Origin of the sequence: Thauera butanivorans, assembly GCF_048398245.1 — a bacterium.
Taxonomy (GTDB): Bacteria; Pseudomonadota; Gammaproteobacteria; order Burkholderiales; family Rhodocyclaceae; genus Thauera; species Thauera butanivorans.
This window is the reverse complement of record NZ_CP183038.1, coordinates 3990726-4010988: the sequence shown is the minus strand read 5'-3', so window position 1 is coordinate 4010988 and position 20263 is coordinate 3990726. Positions and strand designations below refer to the sequence as shown.

The 20263-nt window shown below is 66.8% G+C and carries 18 protein-coding genes; 2 read left to right on the top strand and 16 right to left on the bottom strand.

Going from position 1 to position 20263, the window contains the following annotated elements:
* Positions 1–93: 93 nt before the first annotated feature.
* The 11 genes from ACNQFN_RS19435 to ACNQFN_RS19385 form a co-directional block, all read right to left on the bottom strand.
* A complete protein-coding gene (locus tag ACNQFN_RS19435) occupies positions 94–480 on the bottom strand; it encodes a DUF6746 family protein (RefSeq protein ID WP_068635980.1) in 387 nt (128 codons plus the stop codon).
* Positions 481–545: 65 nt separating this feature from the next.
* Positions 546–1922, bottom strand: a complete 1377-nt coding sequence (locus tag ACNQFN_RS19430; protein ID WP_418647312.1) for a flavodoxin domain-containing protein — start codon at positions 1920–1922, stop codon at positions 546–548.
* Positions 1923–1959: 37 nt separating this feature from the next.
* Positions 1960–2763 (bottom strand): DUF4198 domain-containing protein, encoded by an 804-nt coding sequence (locus ACNQFN_RS19425; RefSeq protein ID WP_418647311.1) that lies wholly within the window; start codon positions 2761–2763, stop codon positions 1960–1962.
* Between the two features lie 34 nt (positions 2764–2797).
* Positions 2798–3310, bottom strand: a complete 513-nt coding sequence (locus ACNQFN_RS19420; protein WP_418647310.1) for a DUF2271 domain-containing protein — start codon at positions 3308–3310, stop codon at positions 2798–2800.
* A 19-nt stretch (positions 3311–3329) separates the two neighbouring features.
* Entirely contained in the window at positions 3330–4037 is a 708-nt protein-coding gene (locus ACNQFN_RS19415; RefSeq protein WP_418647309.1) for a PepSY-associated TM helix domain-containing protein, read from the bottom strand.
* Positions 4038–4347: 310 nt separating this feature from the next.
* The gene (locus tag ACNQFN_RS19410) at positions 4348–6510 is read right to left on the bottom strand and encodes a TonB-dependent receptor domain-containing protein (protein WP_068635921.1); all 2163 of its coding nucleotides are present in this window, start codon (positions 6508–6510) and stop codon (positions 4348–4350) included.
* Between the two features lie 272 nt (positions 6511–6782).
* Complete coding sequence (locus ACNQFN_RS19405) at positions 6783–9179, bottom strand: TonB-dependent receptor domain-containing protein (RefSeq protein WP_418647308.1); 2397 nt, start codon at positions 9177–9179, stop codon at positions 6783–6785.
* A gap of 365 nt (positions 9180–9544) precedes the next feature.
* On the bottom strand, positions 9545–10639 hold the full coding sequence (locus ACNQFN_RS19400; protein WP_418647307.1) for an alpha-hydroxy acid oxidase: 1095 nt from the start codon (positions 10637–10639) through the stop codon (positions 9545–9547).
* A gap of 8 nt (positions 10640–10647) precedes the next feature.
* On the bottom strand, positions 10648–12075 hold the full coding sequence (locus tag ACNQFN_RS19395; protein ID WP_418647306.1) for an efflux transporter outer membrane subunit: 1428 nt from the start codon (positions 12073–12075) through the stop codon (positions 10648–10650).
* A gap of 37 nt (positions 12076–12112) precedes the next feature.
* Positions 12113–14086, bottom strand: coding sequence for a MacB family efflux pump subunit (locus ACNQFN_RS19390; protein ID WP_418647305.1), 1974 nt, complete (start codon positions 14084–14086; stop codon positions 12113–12115).
* Positions 14083–15510: an efflux RND transporter periplasmic adaptor subunit gene (locus ACNQFN_RS19385; protein ID WP_418647304.1), complete on the bottom strand. Its 1428-nt coding sequence runs from the start codon at positions 15508–15510 to the stop codon at positions 14083–14085. The genes ACNQFN_RS19390 and ACNQFN_RS19385 overlap by 4 nt, the downstream gene beginning before the upstream one ends.
* A 287-nt stretch (positions 15511–15797) precedes the next feature.
* On the opposite strand from ACNQFN_RS19385, the gene ACNQFN_RS19380 reads away from it, so the two are divergent.
* Positions 15798–16793, top strand: a complete 996-nt coding sequence (locus ACNQFN_RS19380) for a cytochrome-c peroxidase (RefSeq protein WP_068635915.1) — start codon at positions 15798–15800, stop codon at positions 16791–16793.
* Positions 16794–16918: 125 nt separating this feature from the next.
* The gene (locus tag ACNQFN_RS19375) at positions 16919–17335 is read left to right on the top strand and encodes a Fur family transcriptional regulator (protein ID WP_068635914.1); all 417 of its coding nucleotides are present in this window, start codon (positions 16919–16921) and stop codon (positions 17333–17335) included.
* Positions 17336–17414: 79 nt separating this feature from the next.
* On the opposite strand, the gene ACNQFN_RS19370 is transcribed toward ACNQFN_RS19375, so the two are convergent.
* The 5 genes from ACNQFN_RS19370 to ACNQFN_RS19350 form a co-directional block, all read right to left on the bottom strand.
* Complete coding sequence (locus tag ACNQFN_RS19370) at positions 17415–17843, bottom strand: ExbD/TolR family protein (protein ID WP_068635913.1); 429 nt, start codon at positions 17841–17843, stop codon at positions 17415–17417.
* Positions 17844–18611, bottom strand: coding sequence for a MotA/TolQ/ExbB proton channel family protein (locus ACNQFN_RS19365; protein ID WP_418647303.1), 768 nt, complete (start codon positions 18609–18611; stop codon positions 17844–17846). It lies immediately after the preceding gene.
* A gap of 4 nt (positions 18612–18615) precedes the next feature.
* On the bottom strand, positions 18616–19371 hold the full coding sequence (locus ACNQFN_RS19360) for an energy transducer TonB (protein ID WP_418647302.1): 756 nt from the start codon (positions 19369–19371) through the stop codon (positions 18616–18618).
* Positions 19372–19529: 158 nt separating this feature from the next.
* Positions 19530–20009 (bottom strand): bacterioferritin, encoded by a 480-nt coding sequence (gene bfr, locus ACNQFN_RS19355; protein ID WP_068635910.1) that lies wholly within the window; start codon positions 20007–20009, stop codon positions 19530–19532.
* Positions 20006–20245, bottom strand: a complete 240-nt coding sequence (locus ACNQFN_RS19350) for a (2Fe-2S)-binding protein (RefSeq protein ID WP_068635909.1) — start codon at positions 20243–20245, stop codon at positions 20006–20008. The genes bfr and ACNQFN_RS19350 overlap by 4 nt, the downstream gene beginning before the upstream one ends.
* Positions 20246–20263: the final 18 nt, after the last annotated feature.

Sequence of the window (20263 nt, the reverse complement as noted above, 5' to 3'; positions counted from 1 at the left end):
TACAACAATGCCCCGCTGTCGGCGTTGATGCAGGAAACGAGGCGGCCCCCGCGGCCGCTCGGGGCAGACCCGGTCGGAGAGACCGGATCAGGTTCAGGGAAGCAGCTTCTCGATTCCGCTCAGATAAGCCCTGCCGTAGTCGATGACGGCTTCGCGGTCCAGGCCTTCGCTGGCGAAGTGCATGTCGGTGACGATCTTGTGCAGGCCCTTGGCCTCGTCGCCGAGCGCCAGCAGCGCGTCTTCGAGCGTGTAGCTCAGACTGTGGACGTCATGGATGTCGTATTCGCCCATTTCACCGTCCAGCAGTTCCTTCAGCTTGGCGTTGGTCTCGCGCAGGATGGCGATCGTCTCGTCCTTCGATTCGCCCTTCTTGGCTTCGTAGTGGTTGACGCGCGGTGCGGCGTCCTCGGCGTGCACGGGCAGGCTGCCCAGCGTGCCGAAAGCGGCGAGGGCGAGAATGGCGAAGCTTTGCTTGATCATGCTTTCTTCCTTGTCGTCGAGTTGAATGGAATCCCCGGCATGACGGCTGCAGCGGTCCGTCATGTTCAATAGATGTCGCGGCGGTAGCGGCCTTCGTGCGCCAGCCGTTCCAGGCGCTCGGAGCCGAGGATGGCCAGGAGGGTTTCATGTACCGCCGGACCCATGCCCACGGCGTTGCCGCAGACGTAGATCGCCGCGCCGCCATCGACCCATGCGCGCACGGTGTCGGCGGCGCCGGCGAGGCGGTCCTGCACGTATTCCGCCGGTTCGTCGCGCGAATATACGCGATCGCAGCGGGCCAGCAGGTCCTGCCGTTCGAGCGCCTCGATTTCCGCGCCGTGGAAGTCGTCGAAAGCCTTGTTGCGCTCGCCGAAGATCAGCCAGTTGCGGCCGTCATTGCGGCGGGCGCGCAGGCGCAGATGGGCGAGCAGGCCGGCAAGGCCGGTGCCGTTGCCGATCAGGATCAGCGGCCGCCCGGCATTGTCGCCGATGCGGAAGTTGGGATGGGGACGGATGCGTCCGCGCAGCACCGGCACCGTACCCGAAGTGTCGGTCAGCTGTGCGGACATCAGGCCTGGATTGCCGTCCGGTCCGCGTACCCGGCGCACCAGCAGATGGACGGCACCGTCCTCGGGCAGCGAGGCGATCGAGTAGTCGCGTGGCGGGCTGCCCTCGCCCGACGGGTGCAGTTGCAGCAGGTCGCCCGCCTGCCAGTCGGGCAGCGGAACGGGGCGGGCGTCCGGCCCGTCGCTGTCGACCGCTTCCAGCTCGACGTGCCAGGCAGGTTCGCCGGCGCTGCCGGGGTTGAGGTGGCGCTGGTTGCGCAGGCGCCAGAAGCCGAGCGCCGGCAGGGCGCTTTCGGGCAGTTCGGCGAGGCCGGCGAAGGCGGCCAGGCGGTGGCGCCAGGTGGCGAGCGCATCGCCGTCGGCACGATCGATGTCGATGCGCGGGAACATCGGCGTGGCGCCGCAGGCTTCCAGCCAGGCGTCCAGGCGGCGGCCGAAGCCGCAGTAGTTCGTATAAGTGGCGTCGCCGAGGGCGAGGAGGCCGTAGCGAAGCTCGGCCAGCGACGGCTCCAGCTCCATCGTGCGCTTGACGAAACGTGCCGCATTGTCCGGCGCGTCGCCTTCGCCGCAGGTGCTGGCGATGAACAGGGCCTGGCGGCAGGCTTTCAGGCCGGCGGCGTCGAGCGCGTCGAGCGCGCACAGGCGCACGCCGACGCCGGTCGATTCCAGCGCCGTGGCCGCTTCCTCGGCCAGTTCGCGGCCGAAGCCGCTCTGGCTGGCGAAAGCCACCAGTACCGCGTCGGCGCCGCTTGCATTGTGCGCGGCGGCGCGCTTGCGATGGCCGTGCCAGATCCGCAGGCAGAAGGCCGCGTAGGCAGCGATCACGCCCGCGGCCGGGCCGATGCGGCTGATTTCGAGACTGCTTATCATCGGCATTCAGGCGGCCCGCCGGCGAGCGGCGGGCCGGCCCCGATCATTGCGCCAGCACTTCCAGCGTGGTGACGTAGGACAGGCGGCGCTCGACGTTTTCCATCGTCTCGCTCTTGCCGGTGACGCCGGCCTTCAGGTAGTACATGCCGGGGTGCTGCCAGGTGTGGCTGATCTGGCCGTCGGCATTGGTGGTGAGGGTGATCTTTTCCAGCTGGTCGCGGTAGCGGGTGCCGGCACGGATCATCTCCACTTCGATGCCGGCGGCGGGCTTGCCGTCGACGACGAAGGTGAACACCGCCGGCGAGTCCTCGTACAGATCGTTCGGATGGGTGACCGGCACCAGCTCGAGGCCCTGGCCGGTCGGCTTGACGTCGGTCGGGCGGCCGACGGTGACGAAGGTCTCGAGGCGCGACACGCTTTCGCGGATCGTCAGTTCATCGGCCTTGGCCGGCACTTTGTCCGCCATTTCGGCCTGGGGACCGCGCCAGCGCTTGGTTTCGCCGCCTTCCTTCCAGCTCGCCATCATGCTGGCATTGGCGATCGCCAGGCGGTAGGTGCCGGCTGCCTGCAGGTTGGCGTCGAACACCGTGCGCAGCTTGCCCTGCACCATGCTTTCGGGCTCGACCTTGCTGCCGTCGGCGGCGGTGATGGAGAGGTTGTCGCGGATGCCCAGCGGACGGTAGTTGAAATAGAAAATGTCGTTGGACACGGCCGCGTCGACGGTGATGTAGCCGGGGCTCGACAGCACGGTGGAGGACGGCAGCAGCCAGAATTCGTGCGCCTGCGCGGCCGGCACGGCGGCGGCAAGGGCGAGGGCGGCAACAGCGAAGTGCTTGTTCAGTTTCATGGGATTTCTCTCCTCGGGTCGGATGGCGGATGGATCAGGGCTTGAGCTGGACGGCGATGGTGCCGAGTTCGTGCTCGCCGCGCACTTCGCTGCGGGTGGCCGAAGCGGGCGGCCATTGCAGCGGCACGGTCACGACTTCGCGGCCGCCGTGCTCGCGCGAGGCTTCGACGACGAGGCGGTACTCGCCGGCCGCCAGCTTGCCGAGCGGCACCTGGCCTTCGGTGAAGCTGAGCTTGTGCACGCCGGGGTTGCGGGTGGCGGCGGTCACGCCGTCGACCGGCTGCTCCAGGTCGCGGCCGGTGCGGCGCCACCACAGGCGCATGTCCTTCAGCCACTTGGCACCTTCGGCGTTGCGCATCTTGACGTCGTACCACACGGCCAGGTTGGCGGCGACCGAGTTGTCCGGGCGCTCCAGCCAGGCGGCGACGTAGGGGCGGCGGTAGTCCGACACGTCGATGCGCGGCAACTCGATCTCGACCTCGATGCCGGCGGCGAACGCGGAGCTCGCCGCGAGCAGGCCGACGGCGAGGAACAGGGGTTTGTGCATGGGTGACTCCAGGGCGGGGTTAATGGACGAAAAGCAGGATGAGCACGGTGGGCAGCACGATGCCGAGCCCGACGACGGGCCATACCGAGGCACGGTTGGCGGCATGGACCTGCAGGATCAGCAGGCCGGTGACCGAGAACACCACACAGGCCACGGCGAAGATGTCGATGAACCAGCTCCAGGCCTCGCCGGAATTGCGCCCCTTGTGCAGGTCGTTGAGCCAGGCGATCCAGCCGCGGTCGGTGCGCTCGTATTCCGCTTCGGCGCCCTGCAGGTCGAGGCGCAGCCAGGCGTCGCCGCCGGGGCGTGGCAGGGCGAGGTAGATCTCGTCTTCCGACCATTCCGCATCCTTGCCGGATACCGGGATGCCCAGCGCTTCGGCCACCCAGCCGGCGGCATCGGCGGGCAGCGGCCGCTCCGCCGGGGCATCCTCGTCGGCCGCCAGCCGGCGCAGCGCTTCGGCCACGGCGTCGGGCACGGCGGCCGTGCGGGTCTCGATGACGGGCCTGGATTCGATGGCGCCGGAGTGGTTGAGCGTGATGCCGGTGATGGCGAACATCAGCATGCCGAATAGCGACACCGCGGAGCTGATCCAGTGCCATTGGTGCAGCGTCTTGAGCCAGTTGCCGCGGCGGGCCTGCTGGCGGGCGACGGCCTGGTGGCCGGACGCCGGAGTGGAGCTTGCGCTGGGCGTGCGGCGGCTCAAGGAGTCGGGAGAGGTCGGCATCGGTAAAGCGCGGTTCCGTCGGTTCGAATGCCCGATGCGGTGTACGTAGCCGCTGGATGTCGGGACCATGAACCGGCGATTCTAATGTTGATAATCATTCGCAACAATAAGGTTTTCTGAATTTGTTGTAGTTTTTTGTACGTCGGAGTGAAAAATCGGAGCGCTGTGTGCCGGACGAAGTCAGCGCGGCAAACAAGCTGCGTTCTGCCTCGTAAGGAAAGAAAGCCGCACTGGCGCATGGCCAGTACGGCTCACTGAACATGATGCGGCCGGCGAGGCGCACACCAAGGAGGGGTGCGCCTGTGCCAGGTCAGAAATCGATGTTCGCGGAAATCCAGAGGGTGCGGCCGGCAGTCACGGTTCCCCTCGTCGATGCCGCAGTCGTGTAGTAGTCGCTGCCAAGCTGTTCGATGCCATTCACGTTCGTCCAGGTCTTGTACTTGGTGAAGTCCTTGTCGAGCAGGTTGAAGATGTTGGCGTTGACCGTCACGTTGCTGGCGAGCTTGTACGAACCGCCCACATGGAACAGCGAGTAGCCCTTGAGGTCGCCGAGCGCCTGATACTCCCTCAGCGTGTTGCCCGAGAAGCCGGAGGGGTCACCATCGAAGCGGCGGCTCTTGCCGCGGTACTCCCCGCGTGCCCACAGGCTCAGCTTGTCGGTCGTATCCCAGCGCAGCTGTGCGTTGGCGATGTGCTTGGCGGTGTCGCTGAGCTTGCCGTTCTTGCGCCCGTTCTGCTTGATCTCGCTGTCGGTCCAGGTGTAGTTCAGGCTCAGCAGCCAGCGCGGTGCCAGCACGATGCGGGACGTGAGCTCGACCCCCCAGGTCTTTGCCTCGTCGTTGTTGATCGAATAGGTTGCATCCGGATTGGCGACGCAGCTCGAGATGAAGTTGACCGAGCAGTCGCCGCCGCTGCTGATCTTGTCCTCGATCTTGTTGTGGAACAGCGTTGCTGACGCACTCAGGTTCTGCTGGTTGTCGAACAGCACGCCGAGTTCGGTACTGGTGCTGGTTTCCGGCTTCAGGTTCGGGTTGCCGATGCTGATCGAGGTGCCCTGTCCGCTGATGCCGCTGACGCCGTCGATCAACTGGTTGAGGCGGGGCGCCTTGAAGCCCTGGCTGACGCCGCCCTTCACGGTCCAGTTCGACGTCGCGTTCCAGACCAGATAGGCGCGCGGGCTGACTTCGCCGCCAAATGCGTCATGGTGGTCGTAGCGCGCGCCGAAGGTGGCGGCGAGGTTGTCGGCGAGGCGCCATTCGTCCTCGACGAACAACGACCACATCTTCTGTTCGTGATCGTCGGGCAGCAGGCGGTCGGTCAACTCGGCTTTCCACCACTGGCCGCCGACGGTTGCCACATGCGATTCGCCGAGCGGCGCGACCAGCTTGGTGTCGAAAACCGTATTCACGGTTTCCAAGGTGCGATCCGCGCCGATCTGGGGATCGCCGCTGGGGCGCGAGGCGGTCGGAATGGTACGGCCCTTGGTTTCGGTGGTGGTGCGCATCAGGCTCGATTCGAGCAGGCCGAAGGACAGGCGGCTGCTATGGCCGATCGCGACTTGTTCGCGCTCGATGCGCATGTAGTCCTTGTAACCGGTCACCGTCGTATTCGGCGTGATGCAGTTGCTCTGCAGGAAATCACGCCCGCCGAGCCGGCAATCCTCATTGTCGTACCAGGTGCTGGATTGATCGAGGTCGAGCCAGATGTCGTTGCTCTTGTTCGGCGTCAGCGTCAGGCGGGTGCCGACGCTGTGCTGGCGGCTCTTGGCCGGCGCCGGGTCGCGCGCGTTGCCGCTGGCCGCGCGAATGCGCTCGGTTTCGCCGCGATGGAAGGTGCTGCCGCGCACTGCAATGCCCAGCAGGTCCTGGACGATCGGACCGTTCGCATACAGGTTGAGCTTCTGCGATTTGCCCCAGTCATTGTCCTCGGGGAAGCTGGCTTCGAGCCCCAGCGAACCGCTCCATTCCTGCGCGACCTTGCGTGTGATGATGTTGACCACGCCGCCCATGGCGTCGGAGCCGTACAGCGTGGACATCGGGCCGCGGATGACCTCGATGCGCTCGATGGCCGACAGCGGCGGGATGAAGCTGGTCAGCGCGTCGCCGAAGCCGTTGGGTGTGACATCGCCGGCCACGTTCTGTCGGCGGCCGTCGATCAGGATCAGCGTGTAGTCGCTGGGCATGCCGCGGATGCTGATGTTGAGGCCGCCGGTCTTGCCGGTGCTGCCGCGCACGTCGATGCCTTCGACATCCTGCAGGGCTTCGGCCAGATCGCGGAACTGCTTGGTTTCCAGGTCCTGCCGGGTGACGACCGAGATCGACGCCGGCGCCTCTTTCAGGTCCTGTTCGAAGCCCGAGGCGGAAACGACCACCGAACCGAGCTGCTGTTCCTGGGCGAATGTCGCGCTGGATGAAAGCCCGAGGGCCAGTAGCAGGGCGGTGCGCCGAAGGCGTGGTATCGCGGTGTGTGGCATGAAGCGGGTCCTTTATGTGGAAGGAATGATCCGGCCTCCCGCCAGCGCACGGTGTGCTCATCCGTCAGGCGGGGCAGGCTTGTTCTGGAGAAAACCTGGCGAATGATAATGATTTGTATCAGTTGTTTCAATATCGCAATGGTTCTTGCAATCTGGAGCCATTCCGGCTCTGTTCGTCATGTCTGCCGATGCCGGAAAGGGCGACGCACCGACGGCCGAAACGAAAAAAACGGGCTGCACCGAAAGCCGGTGCAGCCCGCCGTTGCGGGTGATCAGAAGCGGGCGTTGAGGCTGATCCAGAAGTTGCGCGCCTTGTCCTTGTTGTTGAAGTCGTCGAGGTAGCTGGGCTGCCAGCCGTTGATGCACGAGTTGCCGCTGGTGCACTCGATGAAATCGGTCTTGTAGGTGGTGAAGTCCTCGTCCAGCAGATTGTTGATGCGGCCGTTGATGGTGACGTTCTTGGTCACGTGGTAGCTCGCGCCCAGGTGGAAGACTTCGTAGTCCTTGTAGTGTGCTTCCTTGTTGTTGATCACGCCGCGGTAGCGCTTCGAACGTGCCTCCATGGTCAGGAAGATGTTGAGCTTGTCCATCGCCTGCCAGTCCAGCGTGGTGTTCATCATGTGCTTCGCCGTCTGGTTCAGCGGCCGCCCCTTGTTGGCGCCGCTCTTCTGCTCGCTGTCGGTGTAGGTGTAGTTGCCGCGCAGCGCCCAGGCGGGCGAGATCTGCCAGCGACCGGCCAGTTCCACGCCCTGGATCACGACCTTGTCGATGTTCGTGGCCTTGTTCGACGTGGTGTAGCCGAGATCGGCATATTCGCCGGTGCTGGCGCACGGCAGCGAGGTCGCGGGGCCGCAAGGCTGAGAGGAAATCTTGTCCTTGAAGTCGTTGCGGAAGATCGTGGCGTTGAAGCTGTGGCCGTTCGGATGGTTCCAATACACCGCCAGTTCGGTGTTGCGGCTGGTTTCCGGCTCCAGGTCCGGGTTGCCGAAGAAGGGGCTGGTGCCCTGGCTGCCGAAGCCGGTGATGCCGTCGTACAGGTCGGTGGTCTTGGGTGTCTTGAAGCCGGTGGAGACGCCGCCCTTCAGGGTCCATTGCGAGTTCAGGTTGTAAATACCGTAGACGCGCGGCGAAACCTGGTTGCCGAAGGTGTCGTGGTCGTCGTAGCGGATGCCGGCGGTCAGCGTGAAGGCATCGGTCGCCATCCAGTTGTCCTCGAGGAACAGCGACCACATCTTGTGATCCTGAACCTTGCCCGGGGTGCCGGACTCCAGGCCGAACACGCCGTCCTTCAGTTCGCCGTCGATGACCTGGCCGCCGACGACCAGCAGGTGCTCGCCCGCGAGATTCTGCAGCGGAATGTCCAGCCTGGCGTCCAGCGTGTATTGGTTGCTTTGCAGGGTACGCTTGCCGCGGGGCAGGAAGGCGGCTTCGGCGGCGGCCTTGCGTTCTGCCTCGCTCATGCCGGCCCAGGCGCCGGTGCCGTCGAACATCGCCAGCAGTTGTTGCCGTTCGGCCACGGTGAAGGGCAGGGTGCGGCCCTTGTTGTCGGTTTCGACGTAGGACAGCGAGATGAAGCTGTTGCCGAAATCCCACTTGCCTTCATGGGTCAGGGACCAGGCGTCGCGGGTGAACTTCTGCTCGTCGACGTATCCGACCTGCGGGTTGGCGCGGCGGCTCCAGGTGCCGCCGTTGTTTGCGCACGCACCGGCATTGTTGCCGCTGGCGCCCTGGCAGTAGTTCCCTGCCTGCCAGATGGTATTGATGCTGTCCACCGTGCCGAGCGGGAAGCTGGTCCTTCCGGTAACGGGATCGACGACGGGCTTGTTGTCGTACTTTTGCCTGGAGATGTCGTAGTCGAAAGTGATGCGCTGGCGCTCGTCCGGCGTGAAGAACAGGCTGATGCCATAGGCCTGGTTGGTGTTGTCGACGGTCTTGCCGCCACCGCCGAAGCCCAGACTACGAGGGTGAACCGTGCCATCGGGGGCGACAGACGAGGCATATTCAGGGGTGGAGGATTCGCGGTCGTAGTAGCTGCCGCGCAGGGCCACGCCGAGCTTGCCGGGCAGGATCGGGCCGCGGATGGCGAAGTCGGTGGTGGTGTCGTCACCGAAATCGTTGTCGGACTGGAAGCTGCGGCCGACCGTGACCGAGCCGGTCCACTTCGCGATGTCTTTCTTCGTGATGATGTTGATGACGCCGCCCATCGCGTCGGCGCCATACAGTGTGGAGGCCGGGCCGCGGATGACTTCGATGCGCTCGATCGCGTCCAGCGGCGGGATGTGATTGAACTGGTTGCCGCCGAAGTTGTTGGGATAGATGTCGCCGTGGTTGTTCTGGCGCTTGCCGTCGACCAGGACCAGCGTGTACTCCGAACCCATGCCGCGCATGCTGATGGTCTTCTGGCCGGTCTTGTCCGAAGTTTCGCCGACGTCCACGCCTTCCAGATCGCGCACCGCGTCGATCAGGCTCATGTAGGGCTTCCTGGCGAGTTCTTCCTGGGTGACGACCGAAATGCTGGCTGGCGCGTCGGTGATCTTCTGTTCGAAGCCGGTCGCGCTGACCACCACCGAGCCGAGCTGTTGCTCCTGGGCGAAGGCTGCGCCGGCAGGGAAGACCAGGCCGATCAGCAGGGCAGTGCGCCGCAGGCGCGGAGTTCCAGTATGTGCCATGAAACGAAGTCCTTGGTTGATGTCGGGAAAGTTGGCTGGCTTCCTGACTCGCACATAAGAGGACTTACGCTGCAGGTGGCTGGCTACGATTTGGCAAATTTCTGCGAACAATAATGATTCGTAACAAGCTTTGCAAAGATTTGTTCGTTTTTGTGACGGGCTTGTCTTCAGTTTTGTTGCGGCGATGAAACATATATGACGAATGTGTGGCTGTTCGAGCCGGATCGTTCATCGCCTCGGAAAGGCATGGCTGCGGTGGAGCACGGCCGCCGGAGGGGAACTGCTGGACGTACGGGACGTGTGTGCAGGGTTGCCGCAAAGGCGCCGGATCAAGCTGAGCCCGCGGGCGGTCAGCCCGGGGCGTGTCAGCCCTGGCGCCGGATGTCCGCCAGCGTGGCGCAGCCGGTGAGCGCCATCGCGATCTCGAGCTCGTCGCGCAGCAGGCGCAGCACGTGGGCGACGCCGAGCGGGCCGGCGGCGGCGAGGGCGTGCAGCCAGGCGCGGCCGATCATGACGGCGTCGGCGCCGCGGGCGATCGCCTTGACGATGTCGGTGCCGCGGCGGATGCCGCCGTCGAGCAGCAGCGGCACGGCGCCGCCGACGCGGTCGGCGATGGCAGGCAGGGCGTCGATGGTGGCGGGCTGGGTGTCGAGCGTGCGGCCGCCGTGGTTGGAGACGACGATGCCGTCGATGCCGGCGGCGACGGCCAGTGCGGCGTCGTCGGGGTGCATGATGCCTTTCAGGATCACCGGCAGGCGGGTGGCGGCGCGCAGGGCGTCGAGATCCTTCCAGGTGGGGGCGTGCGCCATCAGGCGGTCGAATACCTGGCTGCCGCCGGCCGGCAGCGGCGGCGTGGCGGGCTGCGGCATGCCGCGCAGGTTGGCGGCGTCGATGCCGGCCGGCAGATGGAAGCCGGCGCGGTGCTCGCGGTTGCGCGCGCCGGCGACCGGGGCGTCGACGGTGATGAGCAGGGCCGAATAGCCGGCGGCTTCGGCGCGTTCGATCAGGTGGCGGTTGAAGCCGGCGTCGGGCTGCACGTAGAGCTGGAACCACAGCGGGCCGGCGGCGTGGCGGGCGATGTCTTCGAGCGTGCAGCTCGCCAGCGTGCTGACCACCATGCAGGCGTCCAGCGCCGCGGCGGCCTGTACGGTGCCGGTTTCGCCGGCAGGATGGGCGAGCTTCTGGTAGGCCACCGGCGCCAGCAGGATGGGGTGGGCGAGGCTGTGGCCGAGCAGTTCGAGCCGGGTGTGGCCGCCGCGCACGTCGGCCAGCACCCGCCCGTGCAGCGGGATGCGGTCGAAGGCGGCGCGGTTGTCGCGCAACGTGATCTCGTCGGCGGCGCCGCTGCCGATGTAGGCCCAGGCGTTGTCATCCACCCGGGCGCGGGCCTGGGCTGCGTAGTCGCCGACGGCGGCGATCTCCTGCGGAATGGCGCTCAGCTTGGGCAGCGGGGTGGGCATCGGTCGGTTCAGCCTGCGGTGTGGGCGGCAGCGGGCGTTTCCGGCATGTTCCAGCCGCCGCCCAGGACGCGATAGAGGTTAACCGCGTCCGTCAGCCTTGTCAGCCGCAATTGCGCCAGCTGGTCCTGCGCCGAGAACAGCGCGCGCTGTGCGTCCAGCACCGTCAGCAGGCCGTCGGCGCCTTCGCGGTAGCGCAGTTCGGCCAGGCGCAGGCTGCGCTGGGCTTCGGCGAGGATTTCGCGCTGGGCGCTTTCCTGGTTGGCGTCGCGGACGGCGTTGGCGAGCGCGTCCTCGACTTCCTTCAGCGCGGCCAGCACCGTCTGCCGGTGGGTTTCGACCAGTTCGCGCTGGCGCGAACGCTGGATGTCGACGTCGGCGGCGAGGCGGCCGCCGTCGAAGATGGTCTGCAGCAGCGAACCGGACAGCGACAGCACGCTGTTGTGGCCGGACAGCGACAGCAGCTCGGCGCTGGCGGCACTGGCGCCGGCCGACAGGCTGATGCTGGGCAGCAGCGCCGCGCGGGCGGCGGCCAGGTTGGCGGCGGCGGCGGCGAGCCGGGCTTCGCTGGAGGCGAGGTCGGGGCGGCGCAGCAGGAGCTCCGAAGGCAGCCCGGCGGCGACTTCCGGAACCTGCAGCTGTGCCAGCCGCTCGCCCTGGATGAAGCCGGCCTGCGGGCTGCGGCCGAGCAGGATGGCGAGTGCCGAGCGGGTCTGGCGCGCGGTGACTTCCAGCGGTTCGATGGCCTTACGCTGGTTCAGCACGGTGCTGCGCTGCTGGCTGAGCTCCAGCGCCGAGGCGGCGCCGTTGTCGTAGCGTGCCTGGACGACTTTCAGCACGCGTTCGGCGATCGCCAGGTTCTGGCGGGCGATGTCGATGCGCTCGTCGAGGGCGAGGGTCTGGAACCACAGGGTGGCGACGTTGGCCGCCATCGACAGCCGTGCGGCGTCGCGGTCGAAGCGGGTCGCGGCCAGGCTGGCGTGGCTGGCATCGCGGGTGGCGGCCAGCCGGCCCCACAGGTCGATCTCGTAGCGGGCGCTGAGGCCGGCGTTGGTCGACTGCGATTCCTTGCCTTCGGCGTTCTGCACGCCGCTGCCGCCGCTGAGCGACAGTGATGGCAGCAGCGAGGCGCCGGCCTGGCGCAGCGCCAGTTCGGCCTGGACCACGCGCTCGGCCTGGATCAGCAGGTCCGGGGCGGAGAGCATCGCCTCGGCGACCAGCGCGTCGAGCTGCGGCGAACCGAAGCGCTGCCACCAGGTGCTGGAAATGTCGGCCTGCGCGCTGGCGGGAAGCGCGGGTGCTTCGCTCCACGCGGCAGGCAGCTCGAGCTCGGGGCTGACGACCGGCTCGGTGATGGCGCAGCCGGCAAGCAGGATCAGCGCGGCGGCTGCCGCCAGGTGGCGGAGCCTGGAAGGGCGGGGCGAGTGGAGAACGGGCATGGGCGGGGATGGAATGTGGCGTGAAGTGGTGCTGTCCTCACTCGGAGGCCAGCGCGACGACCGGGTCCAGGCGGGCGGCCTTGCGTGCCGGCAGGTAGCCGAACACCAGGCCGGTGGCGAAGGCGCAGCCGAAGGCGAGCACGACCGGCAGCAGGGTGTATTTCACCTGGGTGCCGAAGAAGGCGATGATGGCCGCGGTGCCGAGCCCGGCGGCGACGCCGATGGCACCGCCGATGGCCGACACCACCAGCGCCTCGATCAGGAACTGCTGCAGGATGTTCTTCATGCGCGCGCCGGTCGCCATGCGGATGCCGATTTCGCGGGTGCGCTCGGTGACCGACACCAGCATGATGTTCATGACGCCGATGCCGCCCACCAGCAGCGAAATCGCCGCCACGGTGCCGAGCAGGATGGTGAGGGTGTTCTGCGTCGCCGACACGGTGTCGATGATCGAGGCCATGTTGCGGATCTGGAAATCCTCCCTGCCGTGGCGATTGAGCAGCAGCGCGTGGACCTCGTCCTGGGTGTCGTCGATCCGGCCGACGTCGGCCACCGCCACGGTGACGTTGCGCAGGAAGCGCTGGCCGGTGATGCGCAGGCTGGAGGTGGTGTAGGGCATGAAGATCACGTCGTCCTGATCCTGGCCGAAGGCGGTGGCGCCTTTGCCGGTCATGGTGCCGATGACCTGGAAGGGGATGTTGTTGACCACGACGTACTGGCCGACGGGATCGACATCGGCGAACAAGGCCTTGGCGACGGTCTGGCCGAGCACGGTGACGGTGGCGTAGCGGGAGACGTCGTCGGCGCTGAAGAAGGTGCCGGTGGCGACGGCCCAGTTGCGCGCGATGACGTAGTCTTCCGACGTGCCGTTGATCTGGGTGCGGTGGTCGTTGCCGCCGTAGCGCAGCGTGACGCTGCTCGACTGCTCGGGCACCGCGGCGCGGATGTTGGACAGGTCGCGGATGGCCGCCACGTCCTCGGGCACCAGCGTGGCGGTGGTGTCGCGGCCGCGCTGGTTGGGTGCGCCGGGGCGGATGGTCAGCAGGTCGGTGCCCATGGCGCTGATCTGGTCGACCACTTTCTGCTTGGCGCCGTCGCCGATGGCGAGCATGGCGATCACCGAGGCGACGCCGATGACGATGCCGAGCAGGGTCAGGATGGTGCGGAACAGGTTGGCGCGCAGCGCGCGCAGCGCGGTGCGGGTGGCTTCGACGATGTCGGCCAGCGACGAACTGCGGTCGCCCTGCGGGCTGAAGTCGGGTTCCGGGCCTTCGGGCAGGCGCGGGCCGGGATCGGCGACGACGTGGCCGTCGCGGATCTCGATGACGCGCTGGGCCTGTTCCGCCACTTCGCGGGCGTGGGTGATGAGGATGATGGTGTGGCCGTCGGCGGACAGCTGCCGCAGCAGCTTCATGACGTCTTCGCCGCTCTTGCTGTCGAGTGCGCCGGTCGGTTCGTCGGCGAGGATGATGCGGCCGCCGTTCATCAGTGCGCGGGCGATCGAGACGCGCTGCTGCTGGCCGCCGGAGAGCTGGTTGGGGCGGTGGTGGCCGCGTTCGGCGAGGCCGAGCGCGGCGAGCAGGGCGTCGGCGCGGGCGTGGCGTTCGGCCGGCGGCATGCCGGAGTAGATTGCCGGCACTTCGACGTTCTCGCGCGCGGTGGAGCCGCCGATCAGGTTGTAGCTCTGGAACACGAAACCGAAGGCTTCGCGCCGCAGGCGGGCGAGTTCGTCGCGGTCGAAGCCGGAGACGTCCTGGCCCATGAAGCGGTAGGTGCCGCTGGTGGGGCGGTCGAGGCAGCCGAGGATGTTCATCAGCGTCGATTTGCCCGAGCCGGAGGCGCCCATGATGGCGACGAACTCGCCCGGATGGATGACGAGATCGATGCCGTGCAGCACGCGCGTCTCGACCTCGCCATTGACGAAGGCCCGCGTGATGCCGGACAGCTCGATCAGCGGCTGGGCGGCTTCTGCCGCCCGGGTGCCGGCGGGGGCGAAGCTCTCGCGCTTCACAGCCGCGGCCCCGGGCCCATCATCGGCGGGCGGTTGCCGCCCGGCTGGCTCCCGCCCGCTGCCGCGGCGCCGGCCACGACCCGGTCGCCCTCTTCGAGGCCGGACAGCACCTGCGCGGCGACCCGGTTGGAGACGCCGATGGTGATGATGCGCTCCTCGATGCTGTTGTCGGGCCTGAGCACCCGTACCGTGGCCTGGCGTGGCGTACCGGCGGCGACCTGCCCGCCTTCGCGCGGGCCTCGGCCGGTGCGCCGGAAGGCCTCGCCGGCGGCGCCGGCTTCGGCGCCCGTCTGGGCGCGAGGCCCGCGGCCTTCGCCATCCGGCCTGCCGGGGCGGCCGGCGTCGCTGCCGTCCCCGCCGTCGGCGGCGGCCGTCCGCATGCGTGGTGCCGGGCGCTCGCCAGCGGCCGTGCCGGCCCCGGCGCCTTGCGGCTGCAGCGGGCGGATCTGGCTCAGCGCGCCCAGCGGCACCTGCAGCACGTCGCGCGCCTGGGCGACGATGAAATAGACCTGGGCGGTCATCTGCGTCATCAGTTCGCCGTTGTCGTTGGGCACGTCGAACAGCGCGTTGTACAGCACGACGTTGTTGGTGACGGTGGGCGTGGGTTCGATCTTGGCCAGCTTGCCGTACCAGCGCTTGCCCTGGCCGCCCAGCGTGGTGAAGTAGGCTTCCATGCCGGTGCGCAGCCGGCTGATGTCGGCCTCCGACACCTGGGTCTGCACCGTCATCGTGGTGAGGTCGGCCACCTGCAGGATGGTCGGCGCCGACTGGTTGGTGTTCAGGGTCTGGCCTTGGCGGGCGGAGATGGACACCACGGTGCCGTTCATCGGCGACAGGATGCTGGAGTACTGCAGGTTGGCTTCGTCGGCGCGCAGGCTGGATTCGTTCTGCTCGATCTGGGCGCGCAGCGCTTCGAGCGAGGCTTCGGCCGACTTGGCGTTGGCTTCGGCCGTCTGCAGGCTTTCCCGGGTGGTGGCGTCCTCGGCCATCAGCGCTTGCTGGCGGCGAAGCTGGATGCGGGCCAGCGCCAGCTTCGCCTCGCGGTCCTTGAGCGTGGCGCGCAGGTTGCGCAACTGGGCGCGCGAGGCGTCGACTTTCGACAGGTACACGGTGGAGTCGATCTCGCCGAGCAGGTCGCCCGCCTTCACCACCGAGCCGACTTCGACGTGGATCTTCTTCAACTGGCCGGAGACCTGGGCACCGACATCGACGTAGTCGCGTGGCTGCAGCGTGCCGGTGGCGGTGACGACGTCCTCGATGTCGCCGCGCTGCACGCTGGCGAACTGGTAGGCTGCGGCGCCGTTGCTGCCGGACAGGTGTGGCCAGGCCAGCCAGGTGCCGGCGCCGGCAAGGGCGAGCGCCAGCACGATGAGGCTGGTGCGCAGGGCGCGGTTCTTCTTCGGGCGGGAGGGTGGGGCGGTCATCGTTTGCGTCGTTCAGTGGTTCGGAATGGGGTGGGAATGGGGTGGGTTTGGCCCGGAATGGCGGTACTGCGACCGGCGGCCAGGATTGGACGCTGCCAAGCATAGTGACTGGCCTGTGTCGGCGTGTATCGAATTGCAGCCGCGGCGTGACAGGCGACCGTTGCAAGTGAATGTTTCTTGACGCCGGTCAATAAACGGTCCGGAAGAGCTGGGTCTAATGGCTTTGAAATTTAGACGCCGTCTAAAAATGGCGGCAGGACACTTTCAAGCGCACAAGGAGAATCAACATGAGAATCAAGGCAATCGCGGTCGCTTCCGCACTCGCCGTGGCCGGTTCCGCATGGGCCGCGACGGTCCGCGAAGAACCGATCCAGCCGATCGAGCCGGCCAAGGTCGTCAATCCGGCGATGGTCGAACTGGGCAAGAAGCTGTATTTCGATCCGCGCCTGTCGCGCTCGGGCTTCATTTCCTGTAATTCCTGCCACAACCTGTCGATGGGCGGCAGCGACAATCTGAAGACCTCGATCGGCGACAAGTGGCAGCAGGGCCCGATCAACTCGCCCACCGTGCTGAATTCCAGCCTGGCCGTGGCGCAGTTCTGGGACGGCCGTGCGGCCGACCTGAAGGAGCAGGCGGGCGGCCCGATCGCCAACCCGGGCGAAATGGCCTTCACCCACGATCTGGCGGTCGATACGCTGCGCTCGATTCCGGGCTATGTGTCCGAGTTCAAGTCGGTGTTCGGCTCCGCGGCGATCAACATCGACAAGATCACGCAGGCGATCGCGGCCTTCGAGGAAACCCTGGTGACGCCGAATTCGCCGTTCGACCAGTGGCTGAAGGGTGACGACAAGGCGCTGACCGACCGCGAGCTGGCCGGCTACGGCCTGTTCAAGGAAAGCGGCTGCGTGGCCTGCCACAACGGCCCGGCCGTGGGCGGCACCTCGTTCCAGAAGATGGGCCTGTTCGAGCCGTACAAGACCAACAACCCGGCCGAAGGCCGCGCCGCGGTCACCGGCAAGGACGAAGACCGCATGAACTTCAAGGTGCCGACGCTGCGCAACGTGGAACTGACCTATCCCTACTTCCACGACGGCGAAGCCGCGACGCTGGAAGAGGCGGTCGACATCATGGGTCGCCTGCAACTGGGCCGCAAGTACAGCGAGCAGGAGATCTCCGACATCGTCGCCTTCCTGAAGACGCTGACCGGCGACCAGCCGACCTTCGTGATGCCGCTGCTGCCGCCGTCGTCCAACGACACGCCGAAGCCGGATCCCTGGAAGTAAGGGGCGGCTTGATATGGCCCGGCCGTTCCGCTGCGGCGGAACGGCCGGGGTTTTTGCAGGGACGGCACCACGGTGCGTGGTGCCGTCCCGATGACAAGATCGAGGCCTGAGGCCCAGAGAGAGACATGAACGTTCACACCACCGAAGATGCGATCGCCTGCCTGCGCAGCGTCGGCGTTCCGATCACCCAGCAGCGCATCGAGATTGCGCGCGTGCTGTTCGCGCGCCCGGTCCATCTGTCCGCCGACCAGGTGCTGGAGCGGGTGCGCGTCAATGCGCCCGAGACTTCGCGTGCCACGGTCTACAATACGCTGCGCCTGTTCCGCGAGAAGAACTTGGTACGCGAACTGATCATCGATCCGGACCGGGTGGTGTTCGATTCGAACACCGACCCGCATTACCACCTGTACGACGTCGATACCGGTGAAGTGCGCGACGTCGCCGCCGATGAACTGAAGGTCGTCGGCGTGCCGCGCCTGCCCGAGGGCGTCGAGCTGGAGCACCTCGACGTGATCATCCGGGTGCGCAGCAAGCGCACCTGAGTGTGCCGGCGCCGGACGTGCGTCGGGCCGCATCGCGCGGCCCGGGTTTTCGTGCTGTCTTTGGGTGCCGCTCGGCCGCTCATTCGGCGGCTTCGCTTTCCGGCAGGGTGATGAAGCCCATCTTCTCGATGCCGGCCTCGCGCGCCTGTGACATGACTTCCGCCAACTTCTGGTAGCGCGTCTCGCGGTCCGCCCGCAGGTGCAGCTCGGGCTGGGGTTTCTGCTCGGCTGCCGCCTGCAGGCGCAGCGGCAGCGCAACGTCGTCGAGCGGTTCGTTGTTCCAGAACAGCTGGCCTTCGCCGTTGATCGCCAGCGACACGGTTTCGGGCTTTTCCTCGTTGGGTTGGCTCGACGCCTGGGGCAGGTCGATCTTGACCGAGTGCGTCAGCAGCGGTGCGGTGATCATGAACACGATCAGCAGCACCAGCATGACGTCGATCAGCGGGACCATGTTGATTTCGCTTTGCAGGGGACGGCTGTCCCCGTTGTTGAAGCCGCCGAATGCCATTTACGCTGCTCCGTTGGCCGGCGCGGCGCTCGCCGCCGGAGCCGTCGAGCGATCCTTGGCGGTATGGGCCACGCTCACCGGGGCGATGCGGGCGCCGGTCGAGAACCAGGCCTGCAGGTCGTGGGCGAAGGCATCGAGTTCGGACAGTTCGACGCGGTTGGCGCGGGTGACGGCGTTGTAGGCCAGCACTGCCGGGATTGCGACGAAGAGGCCGAAGGCGGTCATGATCAGCGCTTCGCCGACCGGACCGGCAACCTTGTCCAGCGTCGCCATGCCCGAGGCGCTGATGTTGACCAGCGCATGGTAGATGCCCCACACGGTGCCGAACAGGCCGACGAAAGGCGCGGTGGAGCCGATCGAGGCCAGCACGGTCATGCCCGACTCCAGGCCGGCGGTCGACAATGCGATCGATTTGCGCAGGGAACGGGTCAGGACTTCGTCGGCATCGAGCTTGCTGCCCAGCGTGTCGTTGCCGGCATGGCGGCGGATGTGCTGTGCTGCGGCCGCGCCCTGCTGGGCGAGGGCTTCGAAGGACGAATCGGGGGCCAGCTCGCTGAGCCGCTTCAGGCCGGCGTCGAGGTTCGGGGCAGCCCAGAAGGCTTCGATTGCGCCCACCTGGCGGCGGGCGCGCAACTGGCGCAGGCCGCGCACCAGAATCAGATACCAGCTCGCGATCGACATCAGCATCAGGATCACAGCGATGCCACGGATTACGAGGTCGGACTGCTCCCACAGATGAGCGATGCCGAAGGCTTGCGTTGCTTCCATTGTTTCAGTTTCCAGTAAGTTTGAAGACGATCGGTACCAGCACCCAGGCCTCGACCGGTGTGTCGCCGCGTTTGGCGGGCACGAAGCGCCAGCGGCTCACGGCCTGCTCGGCGGCGCGATCGAGGCGTTCGGAGCCCGAGCTGGTGCGCACTTCGATGCGGCTCGGCATGCCGTCGACCGAGACCAGCACGCGCAGCATGACCTGGCCTTCCTCGCGCAGCCGGCGCGACAGCGGCGGGTAAGACGGTTTCGGGTTGTTGAGGTAGTCGGCGTCGAAACGCGCGCCGGTGACCGGCCCGCCGGTGGGAGGGCCAGGCGGCGCCGGACTCACCGGCACGGCCGCGACTGGTGCGCTCGGTGCAGCGTCGGGGACTGCGGTGGTTTCGGGCGGACTGGGTTCGGGCGGTACTTCTTCCTGGGTCACCGCAGTGGGCGATTCCGTCACCTTGGGCACCGGTTTGGGCTTGGGCTTGGGTTTCGGCTTGGGTTTGGGAATTTCCTTCGGCGGCGGAGGCGGCTTGACCTCCGGTTTCACCGGCTCGGGCGGAGGCGGCGTCTCGACCGGCGCCGGGGCGGTCTGTTCGATGGCCGGCTCGGCGGGGATCAGCGCGACGGCGATGCTGGTGAGTTCGGGTACGTCGACGGGACGGTTCGCCAGGTGCGCGATGCCCGCCATGCCGGCCAGGTGGGCGATGACGACCAGGCTCGCCAGACCGATGCGCTGGACGCTGCTGCCGTATGAGACGTGGGGTGTGGCCAATGAGGATCCCGCCGGCGTATCAGCGGCTTCTTGTCGAAGCGTGAGCGGATCGGGAGGCGGGTAGAGTGGCAACGTGAGAGCTGGGGCAGCGGAAGTCATCAGTAGGAAAAAATGCGCCCCGCAGGGCGCATGACGTCAGGCGAATTCAGTCTTGGGGCTCAGGATGCCTGCGGCTCCATCTGCGATTGCAGGTAGTTCTGCAGACCCACGCTGTCGACCAGGCCGAGTTGGGTTTCCAGGTAGTCGATGTGTTCTTCTGTGTCGTCGAGGATGTGTTCGAACAGCTCGCGCGACACGTAGTCCTTACAGGACTCGCAGTACTGGATGGCTTCGATGAGGTTGGCACGGCCGCCGAGCTCGAGCGTGAGGTCGCCCTGCAGGCATTCGGGCACGTTCTCGCCGATCAGCAACTTGTCGAGGTTCTGCAGGTTGGGCAGGCCTTCGAGGAAAAGCACGCGCTCGATGAGCATGTCGGCGTGCTTCATTTCTTCGATGGATTCGTCGTACTCGTGCTTTCCGAGCCGGCCGAAGCCCCAATTCTTGTACATGCGGGCATGCAGGAAGTACTGGTTGATCGCGGTCAGTTCGATGGTGAGTTGACGGTTGAGGTACTGAATGACTTTCTTGTCGCCTTTCATACGGCCTCCAGGGCAAGCGGGAACATGGGCCGGGCGAACATGGGGGTGCTCGCTTCGGACGTACTGTTGTGTTCCGCCAGCGCCGAACGCAGACAATCGTGCGCGCAACGTGCACAGCGTCCGCATTCGGCCGTCACGCCCAGATCCCGGCGCAGATGGCGCAGGGTCGTTGCACCCTCGCGCACGGCGGCGACGATGTGGCGTTCGGTGACGGCGTTACACACACAGACGTACATATTCTAGCCTCGCTGCTC